This is a genomic window from Methylomonas sp. TEB (assembly GCF_047777895.1).
Classification (GTDB): Bacteria; Pseudomonadota; Gammaproteobacteria; order Methylococcales; family Methylomonadaceae; genus Methylomonas.
Window position 1 is genome coordinate 3,450,467 of record NZ_CP180476.1, and the last position, 13,550, is coordinate 3,464,016.

10 protein-coding genes are annotated in these 13,550 nt (G+C 53.2%); 2 read left to right on the forward strand and 8 right to left on the reverse strand.

What is annotated here, in order from left to right; all coding sequences use genetic code 11:
• Nucleotides 1-24: 24 nt before the first annotated feature.
• Together ACMXD4_RS15365 and ACMXD4_RS15370 are read right to left on the reverse strand one after the other, a co-directional pair.
• Nucleotides 25-1,344, reverse strand: coding sequence for an HD domain-containing phosphohydrolase (locus tag ACMXD4_RS15365; RefSeq protein WP_101051627.1), 1,320 nt, complete (start codon nt 1,342-1,344; stop codon nt 25-27).
• Nucleotides 1,345-1,363: 19 nt separating this feature from the next.
• Nucleotides 1,364-3,148, reverse strand: a complete 1,785-nt coding sequence (locus ACMXD4_RS15370) for a bacteriohemerythrin (RefSeq protein ID WP_171694788.1) — start codon at nt 3,146-3,148, stop codon at nt 1,364-1,366.
• A gap of 101 nt (nt 3,149-3,249) precedes the next feature.
• Between ACMXD4_RS15370 and ACMXD4_RS15375 the strand changes: the two genes are divergently transcribed.
• Nucleotides 3,250-3,657 (forward strand): oxidoreductase, encoded by a 408-nt coding sequence (locus tag ACMXD4_RS15375; protein ID WP_171694787.1) that lies wholly within the window; start codon nt 3,250-3,252, stop codon nt 3,655-3,657.
• Nucleotides 3,658-3,669: 12 nt separating this feature from the next.
• Here ACMXD4_RS15375 and ACMXD4_RS15380 read toward each other — a convergent pair whose 3' ends face one another.
• The 6 genes from ACMXD4_RS15380 to ACMXD4_RS15405 all read right to left on the reverse strand — a co-directional run bounded on the left by ACMXD4_RS15380 (nt 3,670) and on the right by ACMXD4_RS15405 (nt 12,498).
• Nucleotides 3,670-5,556, reverse strand: coding sequence for an ATP-binding cassette domain-containing protein (locus ACMXD4_RS15380; protein ID WP_415878666.1), 1,887 nt, complete (start codon nt 5,554-5,556; stop codon nt 3,670-3,672).
• A complete protein-coding gene (locus ACMXD4_RS15385; protein WP_415878667.1) occupies nt 5,547-6,767 on the reverse strand; it encodes a competence/damage-inducible protein A in 1,221 nt (406 codons plus the stop codon). The genes ACMXD4_RS15380 and ACMXD4_RS15385 overlap by 10 nt, the downstream gene beginning before the upstream one ends.
• The gene (locus ACMXD4_RS15390; protein WP_415878668.1) at nt 6,764-7,678 is read right to left on the reverse strand and encodes an AEC family transporter; all 915 of its coding nucleotides are present in this window, start codon (nt 7,676-7,678) and stop codon (nt 6,764-6,766) included. The genes ACMXD4_RS15385 and ACMXD4_RS15390 overlap by 4 nt, the downstream gene beginning before the upstream one ends.
• Before the next feature lie 144 nt (nt 7,679-7,822).
• Nucleotides 7,823-11,128, reverse strand: coding sequence for an EAL domain-containing protein (locus ACMXD4_RS15395; protein WP_415878669.1), 3,306 nt, complete (start codon nt 11,126-11,128; stop codon nt 7,823-7,825).
• Nucleotides 11,129-11,251: 123 nt separating this feature from the next.
• Nucleotides 11,252-11,938, reverse strand: a complete 687-nt coding sequence (locus ACMXD4_RS15400) for a (5-formylfuran-3-yl)methyl phosphate synthase (RefSeq protein WP_415878670.1) — start codon at nt 11,936-11,938, stop codon at nt 11,252-11,254.
• The gene (locus tag ACMXD4_RS15405) at nt 11,935-12,498 is read right to left on the reverse strand and encodes a DUF447 domain-containing protein (protein ID WP_415878671.1); all 564 of its coding nucleotides are present in this window, start codon (nt 12,496-12,498) and stop codon (nt 11,935-11,937) included. The genes ACMXD4_RS15400 and ACMXD4_RS15405 overlap by 4 nt, the downstream gene beginning before the upstream one ends.
• 153 nt (nt 12,499-12,651) lie before the next feature.
• Here ACMXD4_RS15405 and ACMXD4_RS15410 point away from each other — a divergent pair, with 153 nt between their 5' ends.
• On the forward strand, nt 12,652-13,458 hold the full coding sequence (locus ACMXD4_RS15410; protein WP_033157448.1) for a response regulator: 807 nt from the start codon (nt 12,652-12,654) through the stop codon (nt 13,456-13,458).
• The last annotated feature ends 92 nt before the right edge of the window (nt 13,459-13,550 follow it).

Below are 13,550 nucleotides of genomic sequence, written 5' to 3' on the forward strand. Positions count from 1 at the left end.
AGGGTTTCCGCCTTTCCGGCTTATTCAACCGCGTTGTCGCTCACTGCCCATTCTCACCCGCAAAATCAGATTTTTCTTTTGCTTCCTGAGTTCAAGAATGTCTTCGACGTTTTTTTCGTTGAGAATCTGATTCTTTAAATACAACACGTCGTTACAAATAATTTCGGCGGCTTCCATGCCTGCTTGCAACTGGGTCCAGGAAATTTCAATAATCGGCCGTTCGTCGACAGTTTCCGATTCGGCGAGCAGCGCCAGAAAGGTATCAACCACCCGTGGGTCGTAGTCCTTGGCTTTTTTGCTCAGCAGCCGCTCTTTCACTTGCTCGGTCGTCATCGCAGTGCCGGTGATCGAGCCATCCAGATAATTGATATAGTCGCGCACCAGAGTCAATATCCTGGTACCCAAGGGTATCTCCGCGCCCGCCCAACCCAAAGGTTGGCCGGAACCGTCGAAATGTTCATATTGTGCGGCGATGAGCTCGGCGGCGTTATGCAAGGGTTCCAGGCCTTTTAACAGCGTTTGCCCTTCCAAAGCGTGGTTTAAGTAGCGTTTGCGTTGCTGGCTGTTCATGCTTAACAAAGCCTGGGTCAGCAAACTGTCCGGCAAACTCATTTTGCCGATTTGCAGCAACAGGCCGGCATAAACCAAATCCTTCAGCTCGGCGGCATCCATACCCAGCCGCCGTCCGACTTCCCTGGCATTTTCCGCCACATATTTGGCATGACCGCTTTTGATACCCGGCCGCATTTCGATGGTTTTGGCGAACACCTTAACCGAATCGGCATACTGTTTTTTCAAAGCATCGTGGGCTTGATCGATCATCTGCAAAGACTTTCTCAACTGCTCGGTGCGTTTTTCGACCTTGTCTTCCAAACCGGCGTTCAGCTCTTTCAGCTCCTGATTTTGCCGGTTGATAATATCGAACAGCTGCCGACGTTCGTCGCGCAGGCGCTTTTGTTCCAGTGCGTTGTTCACCAGAATTTTCAGTTCGTTGTCTTCCCAAGGCTTGCTGCAATAACTGTAGATCTTGCCTTTGTTGACGGCGGCGATGGTCGATTCAATGTCGGCATAGCCGGTCAGTAAAATTCGCACGATATTCGGCCAACGTTCAGCCGCCCGGGTGAGAAACTCGGCCCCATCCATCTGCGGCATACGCATGTCGGAGATAATCAGATCGATAGGCTGTTGCGCCAAAATCTCCAGGCCGTCGGCGCCGCTCTCCGCCATATAGACTTGATATTCCGCACCGCGAAACAAGCGTCGCAGGGCCTTTAAGACATTGGGTTCGTCATCGACGAATAATAAATTGGCAACGGTTTGGGGGTCTGGGGATAGCTCGGTCATGGCGCGGCTGCGATAATCGTTAACTGGCAGGGGTACGGGTCGGCAAATAAATCCGGAACCGAGTTCCTCGGCCTATTTCCGAATCTATCTCGATACGACCATGATGGTCCTGGATGATTTTGTACGATAGCGACAAGCCCAGGCCGGTACCTTTACCGACCGGCTTGGTGGTAAAAAACGGATCGAATATCCGCATTCGGGTTGCCTCGCTCATACCTTGGCCGTTATCCTCTACGTCCACCCAAACCCAATCGGCATCCTGATAACCGGTACGCACCGTGATTTTGCCGAAATCTTCAATGGCTTGCGCGGCGTTGACCAATAGATTCATGAATACCTGATTCAACTGCGCGCCGACACACTCGAAAGGTTTGATACCGCCGTATTCCTTCACCACTTCGGCCTTGTATTTCAGTTCGTTGTTGACGATATTCAAGGTGGCATCAATCCCGGCTTCCAAATCGAACATCTCCCGGCCCTGCTTATCGATCCGGGAAAAATCGCGTAAATCCTGGACGATTTTCTTCGCGCGAGTCGCGCCTTCCAGCGACTCTTCCACCAGGTCGGCGGCGTCATCTTTCAGAAAATCCAGATCGACCGTATTTTTAAACTGTTTAAAGGCTTGCACGTCCGGGTGATTATCCGCCAGTTGCCCGGCCAGACGCTCAGCCAATTCGGCGGCCTTGGTGAGTTCTTGTATGTATTGTTTCAGGCTGTTAAGGTTGGAATAAATATAACCGAGCGGATTATTGATCTCGTGCGCCACCCCGGCCGCCAATTGGCCGATCGAGGCCATTTTTTCCGATTGCACCAGATGGGCCTGAGTTTCCTGAAGTTTCTGATTGAGCAGGGTTTGCTGGTTTTTTTCCATCTGCAGCGTCTGATTCGCTTCTGTCAGCGCTTGGGTGCGCTCGCGAACCCGTTCTTCCAATTGTTGGTTCAGTTTCAGCAAAGCGGTTTCCGCCTGCTTTTGCGTGCTGATGTCCATCCCGCAGCCCATCAAGCCGGCAAACTTACCGTTCTTGCGCATCCTGGGCACAGCGGTTTCCAGAATCCAGGTTTCCTTGGCATCCTCGGTACACAGCCGGTACTGAATCTTGAACTTGGTTAATTCCTGCGCGGCTTGCTGATAGGTCTGTACCACCTTGTCCCTATCGTCGGGGTGTATCGTGTTTAGCCATTGCCGGCGGTCGACGAAACCGCGTTCGATGTGAAAGGTTTTAAACCAGAAACGATTGCAGAAAATCGGCAGGTTTTTGGCGTTGGTGATCCAGATCAGGGCCGGGAGATGGTCGGCAAGTTCCTTGAAACGCTCTTCGCTTTCCCGCAAGGCCGAATACAAATTGCTGTGCAAAATATCGACATGTTCATCCTTATCGATACTGACTTGCTCGGCGTCGATGCCCTGATTAAGGCTGATCGCCATCAACTTGTCGGTTTTTAAAATATGGTGGCAAAGCCAATCCACCAAAAAATCCAACAGATCCTTGGAAATGACCGAAACATCGGATTGCGCCTCGACATGCACTTGCTGCATTTTATCGATAAATTCTTGATGTTGCTGGCAATGCTGGTCCTGCATCCGCGGATTGAAGCCTGCCTCCATCATCAGTTGCTCTTCGTGTTGGAAGTGCTCGACGGTATACTCGACCAACTGCTTGACGGTTTCCAGCACGGTTTGCAGGTCTGCGCCCAAGGCGTTTAGTTCATCCAGGCGATTAATCAACGCGACCAGTTGCCGATGCTGATTATCCACACTTTCTATACCAACCAATAGTTGGTCGTTCCACGTTAAAATACTCATCCGCGATCCATTCTCAGGAGGGTCAAGTCTGATTGCCGACTTTTGGCATTATGGCACAATGCATTTACGCTGTCGGTTATTTCAAGACTCAGGTTATTGCTATGGATATTCAAGATTTCGACGGTTTACAAGCCTTGCTGGATTCAACGTTTCCGAAAACCTGTCGCAGTTGCGGTTACGTATATCTCTCGGCCGAGCAGTTTTTCATCGAAACCCAAGACATGCCCCATGGCCGTTCATCGTTACGGTCGGCTATTGAGGACGATGGCTTAATTCTAGTGGAAGTATTCAGAAACTGCCGCTGCGGCTCTACGCTGATGGATGAATTCGGCTGTCGGCGCGACCAAAACGAGGATGGCCTGCAGCAGCGTCTGGTTTTTGAGACGATACTGCGGGCCATGCAAGCCCGAAACGTTCCCGCAGACGTTGCCCGCATGGAGATTATCAAATTTTTACAAGGCCAACCCAATACGCTGGTGGCGCTGCTGAATATTGAACTGTTGCCCTAAGCAGCAACCTGCTCAACCCTGCAGGGCTTCCAATTCATCCCAACGCTGATAGGCCTGACTTAGATCGGCCTCGGCGGTTTGCAATTGCGCCAGTTTGGCGGCCACCGCATCGGGACTTTGCTTATAAAAACCGGCTTCGTTCATTTCCGCTGTCAGCTGGGTTTGCAATGTTTCCAGTTGTTCGATCAGCGCCGGCAGTTGCTCGAGTTCCCGTTGTTCTTTAAAGCTAAGTTTCTTGGCCGGCGCGGTTTTGGGCTTTTCTTTTTTCACCGCTTGTTCGGCAATCTTTACTGCTTCGGCTTTTTTGTTCTGCTCCATCAGGGCAAACCAATCGGCATACCCGCCGATGTATTCTTCCACCCTGCCCTCGCCTTCGAACACCAACACACTGGTGACGACGTTATCTAAAAACTCTCGGTCATGGCTCACCAGCAGCAAAGTGCCCTGATACTCGACCAGTTTTTCTTCCAGAATTTCCAGAGTTTCCAAATCCAAATCATTGGTGGGTTCGTCCATCACGATCAGATTGGCGGTCTTGGTAAACAGGCGCGCCAGCAGCAGGCGATTTTTCTCGCCGCCGGACAGGCTTTTCACCGGCGAACGAGCGCGGGCTGGAGCAAATAAAAAGTCGGCTAGATAAGACATGACGTGGCGTTTGCCATCCGGCGTATCGACAAACTCGCCGCCGTCCAGCACGCTGTCGGCCACCGAGATTTCCGGATCAAGTTGTTCGCGCAATTGGTCGAAATACGCGATTTGCAGATTGGTGCCCAGCTCGATGCTGCCGGTGGTCGGTTGCAATTGGCCGAGCAGCAACTTCAACAAAGTGGATTTGCCGGCGCCGTTGTTGCCGATTAAACCGATCTTGTCGCCGCGTTCGATGCGCAGCGAAAAATCCTTGATGATGGGTTTGTCCTGATATTGAAAATTGACATCAATGGCTTCGACGACTTTCTTGCCGGAGGCTTCGCCTTTATTCAAACTGAGCTTAGCGGTGCCCTGGGTATTGCGCCGTTCCGAGCGCTCGGCGCGCAATTTCTTCAGCGCTCTAACCCGTCCCTCGTTGCGGGTCCGCCGGGCTTTGACGCCCTGGCGAATCCAGACTTCTTCCTTGGCCAGCTTCTTGTCGAACTCGGCGTTTTGATTGGCTTCGTCTTCCAAAGCCGCCGCCTTGCGGGTCAAATAGTCTTGATAATTACCGGCCCAGGAAGTCAATTGCCCGCGATCCAGATCGATAATCCGCGTCGCCAGTTTTTGTAAAAATGCCCGGTCGTGGGTAACGAACATCACCGCACCCTGGAAGGCCAGGATTTGCTCTTCCAGCCAGGCGATGCTCTCGAAATCCAGATGGTTGGTCGGCTCGTCCAGCAACAACACTTCCGGCTCGATCACCAAAGCGCGCGCTAGTGCGACTCGACGCTTCCAGCCGCCGGACAGGCTGCCGACCAGCACGTCCGCCGGCAATTGCAGTTTGCTCAATACCGCTTCGACCCGGGTTTGAAACTCCCAACCATTGTCGGCTTCCAGCTTATGCTGCACATCGCCCAGGGCTTGCAGCGACTGCTCGCTGCCATCCATATGGCTCAACAGCTCATGGTAACGGGCGATGACCCGGCCCAATTCCCCAAGTCCACCAGCGACGGCTTCGTAGATCGTGTCGTTTTCGTCCAGATTGGGCGATTGCTCCAACCAAGCCAGGCGCAGTTCCGGTTGTTTCCAGATTTCGCCGTGATCGGCATGAATATCGCCGGCGATGATTTTCATTAAGGTGGATTTGCCTTCGCCGTTGCGGCCCAGCAGGCCGACCCGCTCGCCGGCGTCGAGTTGAAAAGCGGCGTTATCGAGCAGCGCGTGAGTGCCGAAGGCGATGGAAACATTGGTTAAGCGGATTAAAGGCATTTGTTTTGTAGGTAACGTCTAAGTAAGTCCAGCGCGAATAAAACCGCCTGGTTTTGTTTGGTTTTAAGGGCGCCATAGGCGCTAAGCTGGGTCGAGACCACGCCGCTGGGTGTGGCTAAGGCATTGTAAAGGACTATGGCTCTATCTTTATCCCGGTAATCTTCGGCGCTGTCGGCAAAAAGCTGAACTAGGGCAAAATCGGTTTGCTCGCGCGCTTTCAGTTGTTCCGCCCAAATTTTGGCGATGGGCAGTAAATCGCCGCCCCCCGCTTCGCCTGCGCCGGTGTTGCGTCCCCAATCCAGATTGATTTCAACGCGCCGCAGCCAGTCCGATCCCAAACATTTGGCGGCTAACTGGCCCTGGCTGGCGGTTTCCAGCAAGGCTAGCAAATAAGATTTCCGGCTCATGGCTTTGCTCACCACGTCCAGCAGATCGCCCTGCGCTTCTTCCAGGCCATCGATGGCAAACACGTAATCGCCAATGCTGTCGGCCACGGCGGCCACGCAGCCACGCTTTTCTTGCTCGGGGAAATTACTGGGAAACAATAGTTTGGTCTGCACTTCATCGGGCGCGGCACGAAACCCCAGTTGCACACCCGCGGGCACATCAAATTCGGCTAAGGATTGCTGAATCGCCGATTCGCCTATGCCTATGCTGCGCAAGGTCACCAGACAATCCGGCTGCAAAGGGAAGCGTTGCAGCAATTGCTGGCGAACCAAGGCCGTAAACATCTGCTTCATTTCCGACGGTACACCCGGCAGACACACGAACCAGCAGCGTTTAAATTGCAAGGCAAAGCCCGGCGCGGTGCCGTAAGCGTTGTCGATGCGTATTGCCGACTGCGGCAGCATGGCTTGCTTGCGATTTGCAGGCGGCATCACGCGATTGCGGCGGGCGTAATATTGTTGAATGTCGGCAAAGGCCTGATCGTCGAATCGTAAAGGCTGACCGCTGGCGATACTGACTGCTTCGGCGGTTAAGTCGTCGATAGTCGGCCCTAAACCGCCGGTGCAAATACAACAATCGGCGCGCTCGGCAATTTCCGTGAACAAGGCCACCAAATCGTCCACGTCATCGCCCACCGCAGTGTGGCGTTTCAAGGTAAAACCCAGCTCAACCAATTGCTGGGAGAGCCAGGCGGCGTTGCTGTCCACGGTCTGCCCGCAGACAATTTCCTCGCCTTGCGAGAATATTTCGGCAATCTGTTTCATAACACCCGATACCAGAGCGGTAAGCTCACTAAACTCAAGGCCGTCGTCACCGTCACGGCCATCGCATATAAGCCGCTGTCCAGCTTATAGCGGTCGCATAACACGATGCCCATCACCATACTCGGCATGGCTATATCCATCACGGCCGCCGCCCTGGGCTGACCAGTCAAATTGAGCAGGTTTGCCAGCCACAAGGCAATCAGCGGCATCAACCCTAGTTTAACTAATGCAGTGGGGACGATGAACGGTACGTTGCGCAGGCGTATATCCCGCCAGCTAAGCGCCAAACCTAACGAAAAAATCATCAACGGAGCGACCGCTCCGGAACATTTTTGCAGTAAGCCGGCCACCCAGAACGGTATCGGCACCTGATTGAGGTTTAACACGACCGCGACAAACGCAGCCCAGAACGGCGGCGCATTGAAAAATGCCAACACCGATTTTGGCTTAGGTTCGCCGCTAGCGCCGTAATGGCGGGCCAGCATGATACCTAAGGTATACACCAACGGCGCTTCGGCAAATAAATCGATCTGAATGACCAAAGACCGGGTCCAGTCGCCGAAAATCTGCTCCAATACCGGCAAGCCCAGATAGGTGACGTTTGGAAAAGCCGCCGCCAAAATCACCGCCCCGGTTTGCGGGTTTTTAAATTTAAACAACTTAGCAAGCAGCCAAGTCGCCAAAATCGACAACAAGATGCTGATAAAACCCAATGCGGAGTATTGCAGCGATTGCCAACCAATATCGGCCCGCCACAGCACCTCCAGCACCATAACCGGCATAAAAAAATAGTACACCACGCTGGTTAATACCAACCGGGTCTGATCCGCGGTTAAGCGATTGGGCTTTAGTACCCGCCAACCGGCGCCGCAGAGCATCAGCGCGGTCATTTGCATCAAGGTTGTATTCATGCCGCGCATTTTATCAGGCTGGCGATGCTGCCACCCGGCTAAAGCATTTCGATCAACCAAGGCCCTTAAGTTTTCCGGATGCGTGTCCCGCAAGAACGGGGGGCGGCGATAGATAAAGGCCGGGTAATCATTCCAGTGTTCTGGCTAATGCCGCCCATCGCCGGATGGCGCTTGGGTAAAAGCCTTATCGAGCAACTGTTCGAATTGGTCGGCCGGGACCGGTTTGGAAATTAAATAGCCTTGTCCGTAATCGCAGCCCATTCGGTTTAATAGATCGTATTGTTCCTGGGTCTCTATACCTTCGGCGACGACCTTAATGCCCAGCTTGTGCGCCATCACCACGATGGCTTCGCATAAAGCCATGTCGCTGGAACCGGCCACCAGACTTCTGACGAAGGCTTGGTCTATCTTGATGTAATCGATGTCGAATTTTTTCAAATAGGCCAGAGACGAATACCCGGTGCCGAAATCGTCCAAAGCCACCTGCATCCCGCCATCGCGAAACGCCGACAGTTGCTCGCGCGTGCTGTTGCTGGCATCCAATATCAAGCCTTCGGTTATTTCGACGATCACGCTCTGGCCCGGCAAATCCAGTTCCTGCAATAAAGCAAGCCATTGGTTGGCTTCCATGGCTTGTCGGCGGAATTGCACGGGCGATTTGTTGACGCTGATCTGGAAATCCGGGTGATAGGTCTGCCGCCACTGCTTAGCCTGGTGCGCGGCAGTGTCAAAAACCCAATCGCCAATATCGACGATAACCCCGGTATCTTCGGCAACCGGAATAAATTCGGCCGGGCTGACCATGCCCAGCGTCGGATGCAGCCAACGCAGCAGGGCTTCGGCTTTGGCTATGCTGCCGCTGGCAAACTCGATAATCGGTTGGTAATGCAGTAAAAACTGCTGACGGGCCAGCGCGCCGTGCAAATCGTTGGCCAGCCGCATGCGCAGTTGGGCGTTCTGCTGCATCAAGGCAGTGAAATATTGATAGCGGTCGCGGCCCTGATTTTTGGCAGCGTACATTGCCTGATCGGCATTTTTTAATAAGGAATCGGTGTCCAGCGCATCGTCCGGATACAGGGCAATGCCTATACTCCCTGAAATATAGGCCGTCTCATTGCCCAAACGAAACGGTTCCGCTAAAGCCTGCAAGATGTTCCGGGCGATCCGGTTGACGCCATCCACTTGATCCAACTCGCCGAGAATCACGGTAAATTCATCGCCGCCCAGTCTGGCGATACTGTCGCAATCGCGCACGCAACCGCTGATGCGCCGCGCGGCTTCCTTCAACAAGATGTCTCCCATGAAGTGGCCCATACTGTCATTGACATCCTTGAAGCGGTCCAAGTCCAGAAACATCAATGCCACATGCCGGCCATGCCGAAAAGCCTTTTTGATTTCCTGATTGAGCCGATCTAAAAACATATTGCGATTCGGCAAACCGGTCAGCGGATCGAAATTAGCTTGCCGCCAAATCAATTCCTCGGATTTTTTGCGTTCGGTAATATCCGCGATCAAGGCCACTCGCCTGTGCACACCGCCACTCTCGTTCAGAATGGAGTTGATGGTGACCCACTGAATGCAATCCTCGCCGTTCTTGCGGCGGCCGCTGATTTCGCCGGCCCACTGGCCGTGGGTATTGATCACTCGCAAGACGGTTTTATAGAAAGCCTGATCATGCGGCTCTGTGGTGGTACCGACAAAGGCCCGGCCTATCACTTCGTCCGCCGAGTAACCGGTTACCGTGGTAAATGCCGGATTAACCGTGATGATGGTGCCCGTGGCATCGGTGACCATCATCGCTTCGCTGCTGTTCAAATACACCAGGGCCGCCAGTTGCATTTCCTCTTCGGCGCTTTTCCGCGCGGTGATGTCCTCATACACGCCCAGCACGCCAATGGTCTGTTGCTGCAAATTACGTAAGGGCACTCTTGAGGTTCTCAAATGCATGGTTTTACCTGCCGGCCCCATTAGCGTTTCTTCGTAATTCAATTTTGCCGTATTGCTCTCGATGACCTGCTTATCGTCTGCTCGATATAAGTGCGCTAAATCCCGCCAAACCAATTGCTCATCGGATTTACCGATCAATTCGGCCGGATTCTCTAGCCCGGCATCTTGACTGAAGGCTAAGTTGGCGCCCAGATAACGGTAATTCAGGTCTTTCCAGAATACACGGCTGGGGATGGTGTTGATGACGGTTTGCAGCATGTTTACCGAATCGGCCAGTTTGTGCATCGCTTCCAACCGTTCGGAAATATCGCGCAAAATCAGTAATTGATTGCCGGCCAAGCTATCGCCCAATAAGACGATGTCGACCAACACCATCCGGCACCTGCCATCCTTGCAACAGACTTTCAATTCCGCGGTTTGGCCGGACTCGGTAGCAGACTGGGGAACACGCTGATAAGTATGCCAATTAGCGATGACCTGTTGCCGGTATTCAGCGTTGGGATGGGCATGCCACCACCATTCCGCCAAGGTCGGAATATCGCTTAGCGTATAACCGAAGGTTTTTACGAAAGCCGAGTTCAAATAACTGATATTGCCCTGGCTATCATGCAAAGCATAGGCAATCGGCGACTCTTCGATAATGGCGTGAAATTTGGCTTCGCTAACAGACAGTGCCTGATGCGCTTGATAGAGCCGCTGGTAAGGCAGTTGGATGCTGTTGAGGAAAACCGAACGGTAAATCAGGCCATAGGCGACCAACTTATAGGCATGCCCGAGCAAAATATACAAATCGCTGACGCTGGCATAAAAGGTCGCGAACAACTCGCTCATGGCCATGATCGCAGCAGCCGCCGCCAAACCGGCCGGATCGTAGGTATGTTGGCGGCGGGTTTGGCGTAAATAGCCGATGGCGCTGACAGCATAGACGCCAGCCAATACATATTCGCAGGTTTTTTTAAAAGAGGTTAAACCATCAACTGCATCAAAGGTGCGCGGCAACCAATCTTGATGGAAAAACACCAGCCAGCAACTGAGGCCAATATAGAGCAGCACAACGCTCAGCATCAACGCCCGCGACACCGGGGTTATCGGCCGGTTTGGCAGCAACCATCCCATCACCAGACCTATCGCTGCAAACCCGCGGGCCATTAGCCAAAAAGCGATGGCTTTTTCGGGGTCGCTCTCGGTGATAAAGGCCGGCATGCCGCTGAAAGACAGGGTATGCATTAAATCGAGGACCGCCACCCCCAAGAAGCAGCAGGCCAGCATCAGGAATCCGGCGGAATTCTCCTTTTGATAAACGCTCCAACCCACCGCGAAAACCAATGCGGAAATCACGATGGAAAAACCTTCCATCAAGGTATGCACGCCCAAGGATTGGCTGACAAAAGGCCGTAAGTAGTCTGCCAGCGGAAAATACAAGCTAAGCAACTGCGCAAGTAAAAGTAGTAGCACCGTCCAAAGCAGAGGCCTGGCCTGGTTTTGTTCGCGATATTGCTCCACAGTGATCCCTTGCTGTTTACCGGTCTGCCGACATTATGTAGATTTAAGTCTGTTGGCGGCTAGTGTTATTGTTATGTTTTGTCGATGTTGCTACGGGTACTGTCAATGCATCAGCGGGCTCATTCAGTACGCTAAAGCTCGCCAATGTTGCCTAATTATGTCGATTTGCCCGACGTCCAGTTGCGCAGTGCGGGAATGTTCCCGGCATAAGGCGCCGCGAAAGCCCAAATAATCCGGACCTATCTGCACTAAACCCGCTACATCGTCGACGCGCAAGGAACCGGCCAAGCCACTCAGCAAACCCAGGCCGGCGACTCTATCGACAAAAAATTGCAATTCGTCAAGCGTCATCAGCCGCGTCAATGAACCGAGTTGTTTATTCGCGGTATCCAGCATCACCCCGCGAAAACCGGCCTGGGCTAAAGCATCAATCATCGCAAAATCCGGGCGGGTATCGGCAAACAATACCGCGACCAAGGCCACACCCCGCGCGGCAATCGCCTGTAAACCCTCGACGCACGCCAGCCAGTCGCCGCCCGGAAAAAACCCGATTTTCACATAATTGACGCCGGTAGCCGCCATGGCTTGCACGGCCGGCAGGACCAATTCGGGCTGCATCGGTAAATCGCCGATAGTGGCACTAACACAGCTGCCCGGTTGCAAGCGGCGGACAATCTCGGCAACCTCGGCCACATTCAAAGCACCCAAGGCGCCGCGAGCGGGTTGTTTTAAATCGATAATATCGACGGCGGCGGCTTCGACCAACAGCGCTTCCGCCAAACTATTCACACTAGCCAACATCGCAGTCATACTTGCACTCCCCGGCGATGTTGTTCAATCGCCGCCATCAGCCAATCCCAGGCCTGACGCTCCCGCTCACCGGCGGTTTTATCCAGGCCGATGCGCAAATAATCCAGTTCGGCTTGAATTTTCTCCCCAGGCAATCTATCCAGCCGGCTGATCAAAATCGCCGCTTCCAGCACTGAATATTGCGCCCGATTAAAGCCTTGAAATGGCTTATGGTTGACCGTGTGCACGGCCCGGCAAAACAATTTCGGCCGGGTGTCGTCGTTTTCGATTCGCACCAATTGCAGTTCGGTATGCGCCAAAGTATCGGCCAAATAATACCCCGCGACTTGTTGGGCGGGCAATAAGGGCCAGTCCCTACGCCCGGTCAGACAACCGGCAAAAATCCGCACGTCGTCGCAATAATTGATGACGGCGGTTTCGGTTGCCAACAGATTATCCAGTGTGGTCGAGGGCCGAAACGGCAAGATAATGTATTGATCTTGTTCAACATGCACTCCCATCGGCGCGATGTGCGTATCGCCCTGCAGATTGATGGTAGTGACGAGGGTTTCTTGAATCATGGTGGTTTAGGTCTATCCTGAAGCGTGAAATGTTGCCGGTTTACCGGCAAACCAACGCGCAATTTTAATCTCGCCGGCTACCCTTGGGGATTTTTTTTCCAGCCGGCGCCTGCAGGATGCAATTCCGTTCAACATTAACCAGGCCACACGCTTATGCACGCCATAGATATTGCCGACTTATCGATTTTGCTGATTGAACCTTCGACCACACAATTAAAAGTCATCATGCAGCATTTACGTGACGAAGGCATAGCCAAAATCGAAGGCGTTTCCAACGCGGCGGCGGCGCTGGAAAGCTTGCATAATCACCGCCCGGATTTGATTATCAGCAGCCTGTATCTGCCGGATATGATGGCCACCGAACTGGTCGAGCATCTGCGCAATGAAGAAGCCCTGAGCCATATCCCCTTCATGCTGATTTCCAGCGAATCCAGCTTTGCGGTACTCGACACCATCCGCCAAGCCGGCGTCGTAGCGATTTTGCCCAAGCCGTTTGCGCACGACGATTTAAAAAACGCCTTGCGGGCGACCATCGAATTCATCGATCCGCAAGAAATCAGCCTGGAACATTACGACATCGAAAACGTGCGGGTCTTGGTGGTTGACGACAGTCCGCTGGCCCGCAAACACATCAGCCGCGTGTTGAACAATATGGGCATCGTCAAGATTACCCAGGCCCAGGACGGCAAGGAAGGCGTCGATGTATTCGCTCGCGACCAAAACGCTTTCGACCTGATCGTCACCGATTACAATATGCCTATCATGGACGGCCAACAATTGATCAAAACCATCCGCCAGGATTTGGGCAATTCCATCGTACCGATCTTGATGGTGACCAGCGAAGAAAACGAAACCCGCCTCAGTAATGTCCACAAAGCCGGCGTCTCGGCGATTTGCGACAAACCCTTCGACCCGCAAACCGTGAAGGAAATGTTGTTTCGGGTGCTGGAACCGGATTGAAGCTTGCTTAAGCTTTATCCCGATTAACCGCCCCATCCGCCAACGGCTAGAGACCGGCGGCCTATCCCTTTTCACCTGCCATAACTCGCCCT